This window comes from Actinoplanes sp. NPDC051494, from assembly GCF_044454705.1.
In the GTDB taxonomy this organism is placed as follows: Bacteria; Actinomycetota; Actinomycetes; order Mycobacteriales; family Micromonosporaceae; genus Actinoplanes.
In genome coordinates, this window is sequence record NZ_JBITDZ010000016.1 from 51,194 (window position 1) to 67,502 (window position 16,309).

Below are 16,309 nucleotides of genomic sequence, written 5' to 3' on the forward strand. Positions count from 1 at the left end.
CGATGATCAAGGCGGCGCGGTGGCCGCGCAACCAGGAATCCTTGCATCGCCGCGGACAAACGGGTACAGATGCGCCATGAGATCACTCGTGCGTGCGGCGCTCGTCGTAGGTCTGGTGCCGTCGCTGGCCGCCTGCTCCTCGTCCGCGGCGGTGCCGCCCCCGGCTGCCTCCCCGAGCAGCCCGGCGTTGGTCGACACCGCTGTGCGGCCCCTCGCGGGCACCGGTGCGGCGCCGTTCGACGAGACCCGGCAGCTGCGGGCCCCGGCCGGCTGGACGGTCACCGTCTGGGCCCGGCTGGCCAACCCCCGGCTGCTGGCCTGGACCCCGGACCGCCGCCTGCTGGTGTCGCGGCCGAAGTCCGGCGACGTCGTCGAGCTGACTCCCGGCCCGGGTGACACCGCACCGGCGCAGCGCACCCTGATCGACGGGCTGAACCAGCCGCACGGGCTGGCCTTCACGGACACCACGCTGTACGTGGCCGAGAGCGATCAGGTGGACAGCTTCACGTACCGCGAGGGGACGGTCTCGGGCCGCCAGGTCGTCGTCGACGGCCTGCCCGACGAGAAGAGCCCCGAGCTCGGCGGCGCCTACGCCCACGCGCTCAAGAGCGTGGCGGTCGGCAAGGACGGCGAGCTCTACATCTCGGTCGGCTCGACCGGCAACGTCTCGGCCGGGGACCGCGACGCCACCCCGGAACGGGCCTCCATCCTGCGCGCACCCGCCGGCGGCGGCGAACCCGAGGTCTTCGCCCGCGGCGTCCGCAACGGCACCGGCCTGGCGGTCGACCCCGGCGGAGCGGTGTGGACCGCGGTCAACAACAGGGACAACATCGGATATCCGTACGAGAAGAGCGGCCCCGTCCGGCAGTCCTACGTCAACGACCACCCGTTGGAGCCCTTCGCCCGCCTGGAGCAGGGCCGCGACCTGGGCTGGCCGTACTGCAACCCGGACCCGGACGTGAACCCCGGCGAGGCGGACACCGCGCTCAGCTACACCCGGCGCCCGTTCGTGCGCGACATCCAGCTGAACCCGGACGGGTCGAAGCTCGACTGCGCCGCCCTGCCCCCGGTTGAGCAGGGCATGGGCGCCCACTCCGCGCCGCTGGGCCTGAGCTTCGCCACCCTGGCCGGCGACTACGGTCAGGGTGCGCTGGTCGGTGTCCACGGCTCCTGGAACCGCAAACCGCCTCGCGCCCCCGAGGTGTCGTTCTTCGCCTGGCGCGACGGCACCCTCGCCGCCCAGCAGACCCTGCTGACCGGCTTCCAGAACGACGACGGCTCCCGCTGGGGCCGCCCGGTCATGGCCGTCCAGGGCCCCGACCAGGCCCTCTACGTCAGCGACGACCTCGCCGGAGCGATCTACCGCGTCACCGCCCCGGGCTGATCGCCGCCGGTCAGAAGTCGTACAGGCTGATGGAGTCGTTGGTGCAGCCGCTGGGGATCTCGGCCTTGTAGGTGCCGTAGAGACCGTTGATCACCTTGTCGAGCGTGCGGTCGCTGCCCTTGCTGGTGCCGCTGGCGACGGTCTTGCCGGTGCCGACGTCCCATACCCGCCACTTCGTGCCCTTGCACTGGTGGCCGTACACGCGCAGGTCGTGCTGCTTGTTGGGCTTGATCGTCCCGGTCTTGCACCATTTCTTGTTCCAGGTCAGCTTCGAGCCGGTGTTGCAGCCCGTGCTCGCGGCCGATGCCGGTGTCCCGACGCCCGCCACCGCTACGGAGACGGCGGCGGTGATGGTGAGTACGGCCGCTGCGACCTTCCGTGAGATCCCCATTGTGCTGCCCCCGCCAGTTGATCTTGAATGCGACGGCGCACAATCTAGCAGCCCCGTCCGCCCGGCGATGCCCCGTGAGCTGCCCGGACTCAGGACGGGGCCGGCGGCGGGCGGCGGCGTCACCCGCATCAGCGCACGGGCAGGCCCAGGACGCGGTCGAGCAACCGGAACCGGAACGCGGCGCTCAGCGCGGCGAACCACAGTGCCAGGGCGGGGAGCACCGCGTTGAAGACGGCCGGGCCGGGACCGGTCAGTCCGAAGTAGGTGGACAGTGCCGGGACGAACAGGACGGCGGCGAACGCGACCAGCAGGACCGCGACCAGCACGGTGGGCCGGCGGTCGGTGGTCGGTGGGGTCCACGCGGCGAACAGCCGGACCGGCGGGGCCAGGAACAGGATCAGGACGAACGAGGCCAGGCAGAAGAACGTGGACAGGCCGGTCTGGGCGCCGATCGCGGCGGACGCCGCGACGAAATCGGTGTCGGTACGCGCCAGACCGGTGTACTCCTCGAACGCGGTGACCACGTCCGCCGGGCTGTCGCCGGTGGTCAGGAACGTGGTGACGGACTGGTACAGCACGGCGTAGACGGCGGTGCCGAATCCCGCGGTGACCAGCGCGGCCGGGATGACGAACCGGGCCAGGCCGATCAGCGGGCGCGGGTCCGGCGGGGTGGACGGCGCCCAGCGGGTGAGGAAGAACGTGGGGACACCGACCGTGAGCAGAGTCAGGCCGACCTGCGCGGGGGAGTACGGGAAGCCCAGGCCGAGCATGGTGACCGCGAGGATCACCAGGCCCTGGGAGGCGACCCGGGCGAGGAACACGTACATCGAGGTGGCGATGCCGTTCACGATGTGCCGGCCCTCGCGCTGGGCGGGCAGCAGCGCGGCGAACGAGTCGTCGAGCAGCACGATGTCGGCGACGTCGCGGGTCACCGCGCTGCCGCTGCGCATGGCCACCCCGACCTGTGCGCTCTTGAGGGCGCGGGCGTCGTTGACCCCGTCGCCGATCATCGCGACGTACCGGCCCTGGCGGCGCAGCGACCGGACGATGCGTTCCTTCTGTTCGGGGGCGACCCGGCCGAACACCGTGGTGCGCGCGACGAGGGCGTCCAGGGCCGCGTCGTCGAGGTCGTCGAGCGCCGGGCCGGCCACCGGTTCGCCGTCGCCGAGCCCGGCGCGGACCGCGAGCGCGGCGACGGTCCGCGGGTCGTCGCCGGAGAGCACCTTCACCGCGACCCCCTCGGCGTGGAAACGGCTGATGCTGTCGGTGACCTCGGGCCGCAACCGGTCGGCGAGCGCGACCAGGCCGGCCAGCTCCGGTTCCGCTCCCGGCGCGCCGGTACGGGTCAGCACCAGCACCCGCAGCCCCCGCGCGGTGAGCTCGTCGCAGGGCAGGTCGGGGGCGAGCACGTCCGGGGCGCCGAGCATCCACGTGCCGTCCGGTGTGGTGAGCCCGGACCAGCGCTTCGCCGACGTGAACGGCACCTCGTTGCGTACCGTCCAGGCGGTGCCGGGCAGGCTCGCCGCGAGCGCCGTGGTGGTGAGGTTCGCGGTGGTGACGCTGCGGGCGAACCCGCCGAGCAGTGTCCCGGCGTCGTGCCCGCCGTAGGATCGGACCTGGTCGACGCTGAGCTCCCCGGTGGTGAGCGTGCCGGTCTTGTCCGTGCAGACCACGTCCACGTTGCTGACCGACTCGACCGCGTTGACCCGCTGGACCAGCGCGCCGTGCCGGGCCAGCGCGGCGGCGCCGCCGGTGTAGGCGACGGCGATGAGCAGGAACAGGCCGTAGGGGATCAGCCCGGACAGGACGGCGGCGATCTGGACGGTACGCAGCAGCGTCACGCCCTCGATCACGGCCTGTCCCATGATGGCCCCGCTCATCAGCACGGTCAGCGTGATGACCAGCCGCACGACGAACTCGATCCGGCGTTGCAGCGGCGTCGTGTCGGTGGTGTCCTGGCGGGCCTGGGCGGTGAGCCGGCCGGCGTAGCTGTCCGCGCCGACGTCGCGGGCGAGCTGGCGGCCCTGCCCGGCGACGCAGAAACTGCCCGAGCGCAGGTCGTCGCCGGGCTTCTTGACCACCGGCTCGGACTCACCGGTCAGCAGCGACTCGTCGGCCTCGACCGCACCGTCCTCCTGCAGCGGGCCGTCGACCACGATCTGGTCGCCGGGGCGGATGAGCAGCACGTCGCCGGCGACGACCTGCTCGACGTCGAGCAGGGTCTCCCGCCCCTCGCGCAGCACCGAGACCGGGGAGCGTTCCAGCAGCTGGAGCCGGTCGAACTTGCGTTTGGCCCGGATCTCCTGGACCGCGCTGAGCACCGCGTTGATCAGTCCCAGCCCGACGCTGATCAGCGCGTCGCTGTAGCGGCCCAGGGCCAGCAGGGCGGCGCCGATGACGAACAGCACGGTGTTGAAGAACGAGAAGACGTTGGTCCGCAGGATCCGGCCGTAGGTGCGCTGGGCCATCAGGGCCCGGTCCGCGTGAACAGCGCCAGGGTGCCGTCCTTGACCTGCCAGATCCCGGTCCTGCGGTACGCGTAACCCAGCATCGGTGCCAGGTCGGGCCGGGTGGCGGCCGGGTCGTTGTGGCGTCCGGACACCAGCAGCCAGACCCGCGGCGACCCGCTCACCCGGGCGGCCGCGTCGGCGTATTCGTCGGCGCGCAGCGAGGCGGCGTCGGACGCGGTGCGCAGCAGCAGGATGTCGATCGGCCGCCCGGGCACGTCGCGCAGGTAGTAGTCGGTGCCGGGCCGCAGCACACGGGACCCGGGCGTGTACACGATGACGTCGCCGGGCTGCCGCTGCTGCGCGACGACCGCGCTGGTGGAGCGCAGGTCGGTGCCGTTCTTGACGGTCCGGCCGCGGACGGCGGCCTGGCCGGGCAGCGCCGCCACCCCGAAGATCACGCAGACCACCGCCAGCCGCACCGCGGGCACCCGGGCGTCGCCCCGGGGGTCGGCGGCCAGGCGCTTGAGCCCGCGGGCGGCCACCAGGGCGATCGGGGCCAGCACGATCAGCAGGTAGCGCGCCACCCAGAAGTTCGCCCCGGACAACGACACCACGGCGATCAGGGCGATGGGTACGAGAGCCAGCGCGAGCATCGCCCGGGTGTGCGGCAGCGGGCGCCACACCGCGACGGTGACCAGGCCGATCAGCATCCACGCGGCCTGCGGCGAGCCGACCAGGGCGGCCGGGAACGCGTACGCGACGTCGGGCGTCAACGGCGGCACCCAGGACAGCTGGTCGTCGCGTTGCCGCAGCCCGACGACGATCAGCGGCGTCAGCGCCACGAGGACGGCCGCGACGGTCACGCCCCACCGCACGACCGGCCGCCACGACCGGATCCGGCGCGCGTGCACCCCGACGACGACCGCGTGCCCGCCGAGCACGGTCAGCGCGAGCAGATGGACGACGCCGAGCAGCGCGGTCACCAGTCCGTAGGCGAGCAGCCGGGGCCATCCGGGCCGGTCGAGGACCCGGTGCAGCAGCAGGAGCGAGGTCATCGCCACGAGGCACGCGAACGCGTACGGCCGGGCCTCCGCGGCGTAGCGCGACATGTTCGGCATCAGGCACAGCAGGATCCCGGCGAGCGTGCCGGTGACCGGGCCGGCCAGCCGCCGCCCGAGTTCCCCGGTCAGCGCCACCGCCGCGGCCATGGCCAGGATCGACGGCAGCCGCAGGTCGAGCGCGCTGATCCCGGCCGTGGTGGTCCACCAGTGCATGAACAGGTAGTACGAGCCGAACACGCCGTCGATGTGGTGCAGCAGCTCCCAGATCCGCGCCGCGGGCCGCTGGGCCACGTCGACGGTGGCGATCTCGTCCCAGCTCAGGGCCGGACGGCCGGACCCGGTCAGACCCAGGACGAGCATCAGGATCCCGGGTACGGCGACCGGTGCCACCCGCGGCAGCAGCGGCGACCGGCGGGGCCGGTGATCGGTGGGGTGGACGTCGGCCGGGATGGGCGGGAGCGGGACAGCGGCGACCGCGGAGCGTGCCATACCCCCAGTGCATCATTGCTGACCTGCGCAGATGGCCGGTGTGCGAAAGTTCGCCCGGGCGGCATACGCTGGCCGCGTGCCCCGACTTGTGGATCATGACCTGCGGCGGGCCGAACTGCTCGCGGCCACCTGGCGGGTGGTCCGCGAGCGCGGGGTGGAAGGCACCACGACCCGGGCCATCGCCGACGAGGCCGGGTGCTCGCTGAGCGTCCTGGCGCATTTCCTCGGCGGCAAGGACGACATCCTGGTCGCCGCGCAGACCGCCGTCTACGACCGGATCGTCGACCGGGCGTTCCGGCTCGGCGGGGACCTGTCCGGGCTGGCCGCGCTGCGCGCCGCGCTCGAGGCGGTGCTGCCGCTGGACGCCGAACGGGCCGCCGACGCGCACGTCAACGTCGCGTTCGCCGGTGCCGCGCTGTCGCACCCGCGGCTGGCCGCGTCCCGGCGCGACTCGCACCTGCGGATCCGCGAGATCCTGCGGGTGTGCCTGCGGGAGGCCCGCGACCTGGCCGAGCTGCGCGGCGGGGTGGACGACGACGAGGTCATCGACGACTTCATCATCCTGGTCGAGGGCACCACGCTGCTCAGCCTCGTCGACGGCTGGGCCGAGGAGGGCCGTGGCGAGCGGCTGAACCGGCTCGCCACGGCGTTCGTCGATCAGCTCCGGGGTTGACCCGCGATGAGGTCACGGAACCAGAACCACGAGTCCTTACGCGTACGGTCGAGGGTGTCGCGGTCGACGTGCACCAGCCCGAAGCGCTCGTCGTAACCGGCGGCCCACTCGAAGTTGTCCAGTGCCGACCACACGTAGTAGCCACGCACGTCGACACCCTTGTCGATGGCGGCCGCGACCGCGCCCAGGTGGGCCTCGAGGAACGCGATCCGGCGCGGGTCGTGCACCCGGCCGTCCGGGCCCGGCCCGCCGTCGTGGAACGACGCCCCGTTCTCGGTGACGACCACCGGCGGCAGCCCCGGATACCGGTCCCGCAGCGTGACGAGGATGTCGGTCAGCCCGGACGGGACGATCGCCCAGCCGAAGTCGGTACGCTCGTCGGACTCCACCGCGACGGGGGAGAAGGGCAGCCCGGAGGGGACGTCGACCTCCAGGACACCGTGGTAGTCCTTGCCCTCGCGGGGCGCCTCGATCCGGGTCGGCTCGTAGTAGTTGACGCCGTAGAAGTCCAGCGGCGCCGAGATGATCTCCAGGTCGCCGGCCGGCACGGACGCGGTGAACTCCGGGTCCGGGTACTCCCCGAGCAGGATCGGGTCGGAGAACGTCCAGTTCGTCAGCCCGGCGAAGAGCGCGGCCGCCTCGACGTCGGCCGGGTCGTCGCTCGCGGGGGAGACCGGGAAGTGCTGGCTCGCCACCCCGACCGTCGCGGCACCCCCGGCGCGCAGGGCCTGCACGGCGAGACCGTGTGCGAGCAGCTGGTGATGGGCGGCCGGCAGCGCGCCGAGACCCAGGCCCAGCGCGGGGGCGTGGTCGGTGAGCGCGTACCCGTACAGGATCTGCACGTTCATCTCGTTGAGGGTGATCCAGTCGCGGACCCGGTCGCCGAGCCGGTCCACGAGCACCGCCGCGTAGTCCGCCAGGGCGTAGGACGTGTCGCGGTTCATCCAGCCGCCCTCGTCCTCCAGCGCCTGGGGCAGGTCCCAGTGGTACAGCGTGGGCACCGGGCGTACCCCGGCGGTGAGCAACTCATCCACCAGCCGGTCGTAGAAGTCCAGGCCGTTGCCGTTGACCTGCCCCCGGCCGCCGGGCAGCACCCGCGGCCAGGAGAACGAGAACCGGTAGTCGTGCGTGCCGGCCTCGGCGATGTGCCCGACGTCCTCCACGTAGCGGTGGTAGTGGTCGGCGGCGACGGCGGCGTCCTCACCGTGCCGGATCGTGCCGGGCCGCGCGGTGAACGTGTCCCAGATGCTCGGCCCCTTGCCGTCGAGGGCGGCCGCGCCCTCGATCTGGAACGCCGCGGTGGACATGCCGAAGCGGAATCCCGCCGGCAGTTGAAGCATGCTGTTCCCTTTCAGATGACGCCACGCAGTCGCGGCAGACAGGCGAGGCCGAGCAGGGCCACGCCGGCGGTGATCAGGTAGAGCGTGGGATAGCCGCCGGCCCGGGTGACCACCACGCCGGCGATCACCGGGGCGAGCAGCTGGGGCAGGGCGGCGGCGATGTTCGCGACCCCGAGCATCGTGGCCCGCGACTCGGCGTCCGGCAGCACCCCGGTGATGACGGCCAGGTCCACCGCGATGAACAGGCCCCACCCGCAGCCCAGCAACGCCGACGCGGCCAGCACCGCCGGCACCTCGGGCACCAGCGCCAGCACCACGAAGCCGGCGGCCAGCGTCACCGACCCGGCCCCGATGAACACCCGGCGGCGCTGCCAGCGGTCCGACAGGATGCCCCCGGCGGTCGCGGCGACGGCGGTGACCGCGACGTTGATCAGCGTGGCGACCAGGACCAGGGCGGCGGGATCGGCGACGCCCACCCGGTCGCCGAGGTAGTAGTACAGGTAGACGAGCAGCAGCGCGTTGGCGAGATTCAGCAGGAACCGGATCAGCCACGCCCAGGCGAACAGGCTGCTGAACCGCGGCCGTACCCAGGTCGTGGTGCGCACGACGGTCTCGCGGTGGGTGATCAACAAGCTCACGATCAGGGCCGGGACAGCGACCACCAGGGCGAGGTAGCCGATCCGTACGTCACCGGACGCGACCGCCACCGCGGTGCCCAGCACCACGCCGACGATCTGGGCCACCCCGAACAGGGCGCCGACCGTGCCCCGCTGGGACTCCGGCACCCGGTCGCCGAGCATCGCGGCCAGCGCGGCGAGCGGGCCGTTCAGCCCGGCCTGCACCAGCACCCACCCGGCGACCATCACCAGCGGTGACGGCGCCGCGGCCAGCACCGCGAGGCCGGTCACCCCGACGGCGGTGCCGGCGATCAGGATCGGGCGGCGGCCGTGCAGCCGGTCCGAGGCCGCGCCCCACAGCGGGTTGGCGACCAGTGAAGCCGCCGCCCCGATGCCGCTGACCAGTGACAACAGGGCTTCCTTGCCGCCCGGCTCGGCGAGCCGGGCGGCCTGCTCGGGAAGCAGGATCTGGATCGGGCCGAACCACCCGGCGGCGACGCCGACCATGGCCAGGACGTAGGCCGCGATCCATCCACGCCCCACCCTCGGCGGCGCCACCACCGGTGTGGTCACAAGCGGGCCCGTTCCCACATCGCGGTGTACGCCTCGGCGCCGTTCATGAGCTGCTGACGCAGCGCCGGGCCGTCGGCACCGGCCTGGCCGATCAGGTCGTTGACCCAGTCGGCGTACAGGCCGTACTGGGCGACGCCGTCGGTGTTGATGTCGAACGTGCGGGTGCCCATCACCTGCTTGTTCACCGTCGTGCCGTTCGGGGCGGTGAACGGGTAGGCGAACGGCTGGGTGGCCGCGGTCAGCCGGGGCTGCGGCTGCTGGGCGAACCCGTTGACGTCGGTGCCCACGCCGTAACCGGTCATCGTGGCGGCGTGCGGCAGCGCCCGGTTGGCCCGCCACTCGGCGAGGAAGTTCGGCTCGCCGTTGCCCGGGTCGGTGACCGCGAACCCGTACGTCGCGACGAAACCGCCCAGCGCCAGGATCCGGTCCACGATCGCCCGGTCCGACCAGGTGTGCACCGACACGACCCCGGGATAGTGGGCCGCCTCGGCCCGGTCCAGCACGGCCGCGGCCGTCCGGACCCCCATGTGGTCGATGTGGATGATCAGCCCGCGGTCGATCATCTTGTCGATCAGGTACGCGCCCAGCGTTGTCAGGCCCCGGACGTTGCAGATCGGCCCGCTCGGGTAGACCGGGGCGATCGTGCCGGCCGGCAGGTCCAGCTCGCCGAGGGCCAGCAGCCGGGCGATGTCGTCACTGACGATCGGCTGCTCGTTGTCGTGCGCCCCGGTGCAGGACTGCGCCTGCCACCAGTGCCCGGCTGACACCAGGTTGCCGATGTTGACCGCCGCGCCGGTCAGCCCCGTGTCGAAGCGGGTGCCGCCGAACGCGTTGTCGAACTTGTGCACCGGGTACAGCCCGCTGACGCCCATCGCCACCAGCTCGTCCAGGCCCGCGTCGATGGCACCGGTCGTGCACGCCGCGGTCTGCTTGCACCCGAACAGCTCGGAGATCTCCACCCCGATCGTGACGGCCAGTTTGCCCTCGGCGGCGATGCGGCGTACATCCGCGGGGGTCTTCGCCAGGCGGAACCACCCGAGACCGGGACCGCCGCTCTGCGCGTCGACGTAGTCCTGCATGGATTTCAGGTACTGGTACTGCACCCGGACCTGGTCCATCTCGTCGCAGCTGGTCTCCCGCAACGGGTACAGCTCACAGATGACCCGGTTGCCGACCAGCAGCGCGTTGAGCACCCGTTCCCCGGACCGCCACGTCCGCTCGATGCTGCGATAGTACGACTGCTCGTGCAGCAGGCTCTCCGGCTGCGGCCAGTCCCCGAACGTCGGCCAGCCGTCCTCGGCCGAGTCGATCGGGTCGGTGCCCCCGATGATGGCCTCGAAGACCGCCCCGACCCCGAGCGTGGCATGCGACGGGCAGCCGGCCTGCGCGACCGTGACACCACCCGGATCCCACGCTTCACCGCAGTGCATCTCACCCCCGAACGCCGCGGCGGCGGTGACATGCGCGTGCGCGTCGATCCACCCGTTGAGCTTCCCGGCGGCGGTCACCCCGGGCGCGGCGGTGCCACTGACCCCGGTCGCGACCTCGGGCGTCGTCGAACACCCGGTGGCGGTGCCCGTGGTCAGCGTGGCCGACCCCGCGCCGACCCCACCCAGGTAGGAACCGAGCTGCTGGCCGGTGGCGGTGGAGACAACCTTGTAGGAACCGCCGGCCCTGCTGACGGTCCAGTCCGCACGATCGCCGTACGAGCTGCCGGTCATCACGAAACCGATCACACTCTGATACGCGTACGCGCCGGTGGAGTCGCGCATCGTGTACCGCCCGAGCGCGGTGGCGTCGAACCGGAACGGCTCGGCCGACGCCCGGGTCGCGGTGAACCCATAACCCCCGGCGCCGTTACGGTTGAGGTAGCCGAGCGAGGTGGAACCGTTGAACGCCTGCAGCGCGACGCAGGCATTGTCCAGATCGTAGGCGGGGGACCAGGACTCGGCCGCCGGTGCGGCGGTGGGGACAGCGACGACGATGAGAGCAACGGCTCCGGCGAGCAGCGTCCGCCTCATGCGGTACCTCCTTTTGGTCGATCATCTGATCTACCAAGATGGGCACAGCATAGGAACGAGCCATCGTTCAGGCCATCCCCCAGGGCAAACTTTCTCCGGAGCGCGATCGCCACCCGTCGATACTTGACCACGCGAACGCTCCGGCCCCGGAGGTGCGACCCGTCAGATCGATACCTCGAAGGCGGTCTTCAGGGGTGCGCTCGCCGGTCATCGCCGGCCGGGGTTCGCGGCATGCGCCGCGGGGATCGAACCCGGCTCACGGCGCCGTGGGTCTTCAGATCACAATACGCGGCAACGTTTTACTCGCGAAGTCGGATGCGAACCACTCAGCGGGAATGGCCCGGCTCCGGATGTTCCAATCCTGATGTGCATCGACAGCGGCGATCGTCTGGTCCACCAGTTGCAGGAACAACCCCACCACGCCGCGAGCGTAACCGCTCTGGATCGTCGGCCGGCCCATCGGCTCGCCGCTGCCGTCAGCTCCACTCTTGACAGTGTTGTCGCTCTGCCACACGTAACACCAGTCAAGGAAATCGGCCTCGTCCGGTGTTGTCCCGGCCTTCATGAGGCCTAGCGCTTGGTGCGCTTTCTTGAAATAGAGACGATGGGCGGCGGCGTCGCGCGCGGATTTTGCCCCGAGCATGGCCTGCCTCAACTCGTCGCCGTCGACGTCACCCACGGTGAAGCCAACGCGTCGCCACCGTGTTGGATCTGCACCTCTCCACGAGGTAGCGACCTGCACATCCCACAGCACTGTCAACGGGGTTTTGAGTACTTCAAGGTCAAGCAGTCTTTGGTCGATGCGGCACCGATGACGGCGTGCATCTTCGCCTTTCAGGTCGCCGCGGGAGCCGGGCCAGGGCAAGGAGCTGTCCTCGTTCCACCCTGTGTCGCGCATGCTCCACCGGGCTGTGGACGAGGCGTCGACCAGATCATGGACGAAACGTTCCCACGTGGAAACGGCGCAGAGCACGGTACCAGGATTGAGAAACGATCTCTGCCGGTCACGATTGTGCAAGGCGATGAGGCTCAGGCAGTCCCGCAGTCCTTTACCGGCGTACGAGGCGATCTCCAGAAAGGCGCTCTGAGTCAGGAGCATATTCAGGAATCTATCAACGTTCCGGCTGTGTTTGTCGACTTTCTGGCAGGCGACAAATATGAATCATATGCGTTCTCGTCGCCGGGTGCGCATACCGCGGGTTCCGTCCGCGCCGAGGAAACTGTCCTCCTTGCGCATCCAGCGTTTCCACCGGCCTCCTTGCCCGGGAAACGGGTGTCCCTGGCCATCCCGCGGGCCAGCCTCATCTCTGCGGGAGCCTCGACCCAGATCGTGTATGCCAGGCGCCCGATCGTTTCTCGGCGGGTGCAGGTGGCGCCCTCCAGGATGACGGTCGGGGCCCAGTGTCGCGTCTCCCAGCCGCCGAGCGTCGATCCGTACCAGTCGGTCCAGTCCCTGACCTGGTAGGTCGCGTCCCGGCCGGCCAGCAGCGGGGTGAGGACCTGGTCGTCGAGGCGTGGCCACCAGTCCGCGAAGCACTCCCACGAGACGAAGTCGTCGATCTCGATGACGGGTGCCGCGAGCAGGACGGCCATGCGGGACGCGAGAAGGCACTTCCCCGTCCCGCTGCGGCCCGGGCCGGGCGCGGTGGTCATCGCCAGGCTGGGGGGCGCTTCCAGGCCGCGCTGAGTTTCGGGTACCTGGCCACCACGACGCAGGCTCGGACGGATGTGGTCAGTCTGCGGGACAGTGCGGACCGCGAGCGCCGGGTGGACTGTTCCAGGCGGACGTGTTCGTAGAGTCTCGTCATAGATCCAGCTTGGAGCAGCCGGAAGGCCGGTGCAATGCATTTCCGCGTCGCACCGGCCCTTCGGGTGGTCAGGGGCCGGTCACCAGGTATTCGACCTGGTGGCCGCTGTTGACCGGGTTGCCCTTGGCGTTGATGACCCGGGAGATGGTGCCGGTGCCGCCCAGCGACACCGTCACCATGTCGGTGAACCTGATGCCGGTCCTGGCCGGGACCTCGAAGGCCCGGGCGTTGACCACGGACGGGTTGACGTTGAAGTAGGCGTAACTTCCCAGGCCCCAGGCCTGGTGGTTGGTGACCGTGTCGGCGACCTTGTAGGCGGCCCAGCCCTGGGTGCCGCCGTTCATGTACGCCGCCTGGTTCGGTGGGTCGTACGGCATCTCGTTCTGGTAGAAGTAGGTCCGGCCGTTCTCACCGTTCCAGATCGTCTGGTACTGCTGGTAGTGCTCGACGAACAGGCCGTAGAAGGTCACGTCGTCGCCGTTGACGACGAGGCCGTTGGCGGCGGTGTTGACGGTCCAGCCGACCGTGCCGCCGTTGCCGTGGTCGGCGCGCCAGATCCAGGCGTGGTCGCCGATGACGTCGTCGCTGTTGATCCGCAGGGACACGGTGGCCTTGCCGGCGATGGAGCCGCCGATGCGGAAGAACACGTCGGAGAGCACCGTGGGGTTCGCCGCGTGGTCGGTGGCCGAGCCGGCCGGGCCGACCTCCATGAGTACCGACGAGTTCGTCGTGCCGGCGTCGATGAGCAGACCTGCTACGCGTACGCCGTCCACGTCCGCGACGGTGACGGCCGTGACCCCGTTGTCGGGGATGAAGGTGGCCAGGCCGAGGCCGAGCACGACCGTGTTCGCCCGGGTCACGTTGATCGGGGCGGTGAGGTGGTACGTCGCCGGGGTGACGAGCAGGTTCTTGCCGGCCGCCAGCGCCGCGTTGATCGTCGCGGCGGTGTCACCGGGTCGGACGATGTAGAACGTGCTGATCGGCAGCGAGGATCCGGCCGGGGTGCCGGACGCCCAGGACGTGCCGGCCGCGTTGGTGCGGATCGACGGGACGAAGACCTGGTAGTCGCCGGCCGCGTCCACGTACAGATAGGGCTTCTCGGCGATCTTGGGGGTCTGGGCGACGGTCGTGTAGGGCGGGCTGGGGAAACTGTTCGCGGGGGCGCCCTGGTCGCCGACGAAGACCTGGTTCCAGTTGGAGCCGTTCCAGCTGCCCATCTGGGAGTTGCGGGTCAGCCACTGCTGCTGCGAGCCGGACTGGATCTGCCCGTCGACCTTGGTGTCGGACAGGAAACCGCCGGAGGACCAGCCGCCGTCGGACAGCGCCAGATTCCCCCGGACGTGCATGCGACGGTACGGCGCGGCCTGCGAGACGGCCCAGCGGTCGAGGCCGTCACCCGGGGTGACCGACAGGCCCTCGGCGGAGCGCCAGAAGTTCTGGGTGGCGTTCTGCGAGCCGTCCGGCCACCAGTCGGCCTCGGCGTGCACGTGACCGTTGATGGTCACCGCGTCCGGCGTGAGACCGAGGCCGGCGACCTGGGTGAAGAAGCCCACGTTGGCGTCGACGGTGTAGCTGCCGGGCTTGAACAGCAGCGCGTACCGCTGGGTGCCGAACTGGTTCTGGACCTGCTGGTTGAAGACCGTGTTGAGCCGGTTCTGGATGGTCGAGGCGGACATGGACGGGTCGAAGACGGTGACGTTGGGGCCGAGATCGGGATTGCCGGTCGAGGGCGGCGGGGTGGAGGCGCCGTTGACGGACCACTTCTGGTTGGCCGTTCCGGAACACGTCCAGAGCTGCAGTTTCGCGCCGTCGGCCTGGTTGTTGTCCTTGATGTCGAGGCACTTGTCCGCCTTGACGTTCACCAGGTCACCGGCCGCGGAGTACGTCCACTGCTGACTGGTCAGCCCGGCGTAGCAGTCCCACAGGTGCACCGCGGCGCCGTCGGTGGTGGCCCCGTTCACGACGTCGAGGCACTTGCCGAGTCCTCGCAGTGACAGGTCGTCGCCGTACGTCCAGCTCTGGTTGGGTCCGCTCGAGCAGGTCCACATCTGCGGCAGGGTGCCGTTGGCGGTGCTGCCGCCGGTGACGTCCAGGCACTTGCCGTTGGCGTTGCTGACGACCGAGCCGGTGGTCGCGGCGAGTGCGGAGGTCACGCCCAGGCCGCCGATCACCAGCAGGGGGACGAGGAACGCGGCGACGTGACGGATTCTCATGCCGGGTTCCCGGCGTGGGTGAGGGTCTCCCAGGCGACGAACAGGTTGTTGGTGCCCTGCGGACGCCGGGACTCGGTGTAGGTCTGGGTGTTGCTCATCGCGATGCCGAGCCGGTTGTGCAGGGCGTTGAACGCGACCTCGGTGACCGGGCCGAACCCCTTGGTGACCGAGCCGCCGCAGATGGTCGACGGGACGGCCGTACCGTTCTCGAACTTGGTGTGGAAGCCCAGCGAGTGCCGCAGCCGGTCCTGCAGTTCGGGATACAGGTCCGCACCCTGGATGCGGGTGGTCTCGGCGACGTGCGCGATGGCCGAGATGCCGTACCCGGTGTGCACGAAGTCGCGGCAGCTCTCCTGCGCGAGCCCATCGACGAACGTGCTCTGACCCTGCCAGTAGCTGATCAGTTCGGCCCTGGTGTCGACGTTGCCGACCGGCGGGTACTTCGGCTGCGAGCCGTCCGCGGTGACGTAGACGTACGCGGCGGCGCGGGCCTTGAAGCGGGTGATCGCCCGGTCGTAACTGGCCCGGTCGTCGAGGAACACGGCGATGCCGACCGCGGCCTCCATCATCGACAGCTCCCAGTTGCCGTTGCTGGAGCTGCCGGCGATCACCGTGGGCAGATAGACGGTGCGCAGCATCGTGGCGAACCGGGCCTGGTTCGGCCAGCTGGAGTACGTGTACCTGATGATCTCGGCGGCGCGCGGCCAGACCGAGCCGGCCCAGCCGGTCTGCAGCGGCGCGTTGCTGTTGGTGTGCGACGTGATGGTGGCCGACCAGGCGTCCATCAGGGCGATCGACTTCTGCGCGTACGCGGCGTTGCCGGTGATGTACCAGGCCAGCGCGTCGGTGTACGCGGCGATCGCGTCCTCACGCTCGTCGGTGCACCCGTTGTTGGGGTTCGAGTAGGACCCGCACTCGACGACCGCCCGCGGGGCGGGGGTGCGGGAGAGTGCGGCGTAACGGCTGGCCATCATCTGGCTGTTGGCGGCGGCCCAGGGCTGCTCACCGGCCGCGACCTTGCCCTTCACGAAGTCGAGCTGGGCGCGGCTGAGCAGCACGCCGGGATGGGCGAACGTCGCCTGGACCACGGCGGCGTCCGCCTGCGGGGCCAGGTGCAGGCCGACGGACGCGAGGACAGCGAGGACTGCGGCACCGGCGGCCAGCAGCGGGGATCTGCGCATGGATCGTCTCCGGGGTTCGGGGGAAACCGGAAGGGGAATTAACAGTTAGGCAACTTAAACTAAGTCGTCCGCAAAAGGTCAAGAGACATCGATGAACTTAAGGATGAC

Annotated in this window: 12 protein-coding genes; 2 read left to right on the forward strand and 10 right to left on the reverse strand. The window is 70.7% G+C overall.

The window, feature by feature from the left end; translation table 11 throughout:
* The first annotated feature begins 76 nt into the window (after window positions 1-76).
* Window positions 77-1,384: a PQQ-dependent sugar dehydrogenase gene (locus tag ACIA6A_RS38130; protein ID WP_396102961.1), complete on the forward strand. Its 1,308-nt coding sequence runs from the start codon at window positions 77-79 to the stop codon at window positions 1,382-1,384.
* A gap of 10 nt (window positions 1,385-1,394) precedes the next feature.
* Here ACIA6A_RS38130 and ACIA6A_RS38135 read toward each other — a convergent pair whose 3' ends face one another.
* The 3 genes from ACIA6A_RS38135 to ACIA6A_RS38145 all read right to left on the reverse strand — a co-directional run bounded on the left by ACIA6A_RS38135 (window position 1,395) and on the right by ACIA6A_RS38145 (window position 5,775).
* Window positions 1,395-1,775, reverse strand: coding sequence for a hypothetical protein (locus ACIA6A_RS38135; RefSeq protein ID WP_396102962.1), 381 nt, complete (start codon window positions 1,773-1,775; stop codon window positions 1,395-1,397).
* Window positions 1,776-1,903: 128 nt separating this feature from the next.
* A complete protein-coding gene (locus tag ACIA6A_RS38140; RefSeq protein WP_396102963.1) occupies window positions 1,904-4,243 on the reverse strand; it encodes an HAD-IC family P-type ATPase in 2,340 nt (779 codons plus the stop codon).
* Window positions 4,243-5,775, reverse strand: coding sequence for a hypothetical protein (locus ACIA6A_RS38145; RefSeq protein WP_396102964.1), 1,533 nt, complete (start codon window positions 5,773-5,775; stop codon window positions 4,243-4,245). Before ACIA6A_RS38145 ends, ACIA6A_RS38140 begins: the two co-directional genes overlap by 1 nt.
* 76 nt (window positions 5,776-5,851) lie before the next feature.
* Here ACIA6A_RS38145 and ACIA6A_RS38150 point away from each other — a divergent pair, with 76 nt between their 5' ends.
* The gene (locus tag ACIA6A_RS38150) at window positions 5,852-6,448 is read left to right on the forward strand and encodes a TetR/AcrR family transcriptional regulator (RefSeq protein WP_396102965.1); all 597 of its coding nucleotides are present in this window, start codon (window positions 5,852-5,854) and stop codon (window positions 6,446-6,448) included.
* Here the strand turns inward: ACIA6A_RS38150 and ACIA6A_RS38155 are convergent.
* The 7 genes from ACIA6A_RS38155 to ACIA6A_RS38185 form a co-directional block, all read right to left on the reverse strand.
* Window positions 6,433-7,788, reverse strand: coding sequence for a GH1 family beta-glucosidase (locus ACIA6A_RS38155; RefSeq protein WP_396102966.1), 1,356 nt, complete (start codon window positions 7,786-7,788; stop codon window positions 6,433-6,435). The two genes, ACIA6A_RS38150 and ACIA6A_RS38155, sit on opposite strands and share 16 nt — an antisense overlap.
* An 11-nt stretch (window positions 7,789-7,799) precedes the next feature.
* Complete coding sequence (locus ACIA6A_RS38160; protein WP_396102967.1) at window positions 7,800-8,978, reverse strand: MFS transporter; 1,179 nt, start codon at window positions 8,976-8,978, stop codon at window positions 7,800-7,802.
* Window positions 8,975-10,999, reverse strand: coding sequence for a hypothetical protein (locus ACIA6A_RS38165; protein ID WP_396102968.1), 2,025 nt, complete (start codon window positions 10,997-10,999; stop codon window positions 8,975-8,977). Before ACIA6A_RS38165 ends, ACIA6A_RS38160 begins: the two co-directional genes overlap by 4 nt.
* A gap of 274 nt (window positions 11,000-11,273) precedes the next feature.
* Window positions 11,274-12,098 carry a hypothetical protein gene (locus ACIA6A_RS38170; protein WP_396102969.1) on the reverse strand — a complete coding sequence of 275 codons (825 nt, stop codon included), beginning with the start codon at window positions 12,096-12,098 and terminating at the stop codon, window positions 11,274-11,276.
* A gap of 2 nt (window positions 12,099-12,100) precedes the next feature.
* On the reverse strand, window positions 12,101-12,592 hold the full coding sequence (locus tag ACIA6A_RS38175) for a hypothetical protein (protein WP_396102970.1): 492 nt from the start codon (window positions 12,590-12,592) through the stop codon (window positions 12,101-12,103).
* Window positions 12,593-12,875: 283 nt separating this feature from the next.
* Window positions 12,876-15,020, reverse strand: coding sequence for a ricin-type beta-trefoil lectin domain protein (locus ACIA6A_RS38180; protein ID WP_396102971.1), 2,145 nt, complete (start codon window positions 15,018-15,020; stop codon window positions 12,876-12,878).
* Window positions 15,017-16,201 (reverse strand): alginate lyase family protein, encoded by a 1,185-nt coding sequence (locus tag ACIA6A_RS38185; protein ID WP_396102972.1) that lies wholly within the window; start codon window positions 16,199-16,201, stop codon window positions 15,017-15,019. The genes ACIA6A_RS38180 and ACIA6A_RS38185 overlap by 4 nt, the downstream gene beginning before the upstream one ends.
* Between the last annotated feature and the right edge of the window lie 108 nt (window positions 16,202-16,309).

Coding starts and splice junctions, on each gene's coding strand:
- ACIA6A_RS38130 (WP_396102961.1), top strand. CDS start 77: ATGAGATCACTCGTGCGTGCGGCGCTCGTCGTAGGTCTGGTGCCGTCG.
- ACIA6A_RS38135 (WP_396102962.1), bottom strand. CDS start 1,775: ATGGGGATCTCACGGAAGGTCGCAGCGGCCGTACTCACCATCACCGCC.
- ACIA6A_RS38140 (WP_396102963.1), bottom strand. CDS start 4,243: ATGGCCCAGCGCACCTACGGCCGGATCCTGCGGACCAACGTCTTCTCG.
- ACIA6A_RS38145 (WP_396102964.1), bottom strand. CDS start 5,775: ATGGCACGCTCCGCGGTCGCCGCTGTCCCGCTCCCGCCCATCCCGGCC.
- ACIA6A_RS38155 (WP_396102966.1), bottom strand. CDS start 7,788: ATGCTTCAACTGCCGGCGGGATTCCGCTTCGGCATGTCCACCGCGGCG.
- ACIA6A_RS38165 (WP_396102968.1), bottom strand. CDS start 10,999: ATGAGGCGGACGCTGCTCGCCGGAGCCGTTGCTCTCATCGTCGTCGCT.
- ACIA6A_RS38170 (WP_396102969.1), bottom strand. CDS start 12,098: ATGCTCCTGACTCAGAGCGCCTTTCTGGAGATCGCCTCGTACGCCGGT.
- ACIA6A_RS38175 (WP_396102970.1), bottom strand. CDS start 12,592: ATGGCCGTCCTGCTCGCGGCACCCGTCATCGAGATCGACGACTTCGTC.
- ACIA6A_RS38180 (WP_396102971.1), bottom strand. CDS start 15,020: ATGAGAATCCGTCACGTCGCCGCGTTCCTCGTCCCCCTGCTGGTGATC.
- ACIA6A_RS38185 (WP_396102972.1), bottom strand. CDS start 16,201: ATGCGCAGATCCCCGCTGCTGGCCGCCGGTGCCGCAGTCCTCGCTGTC.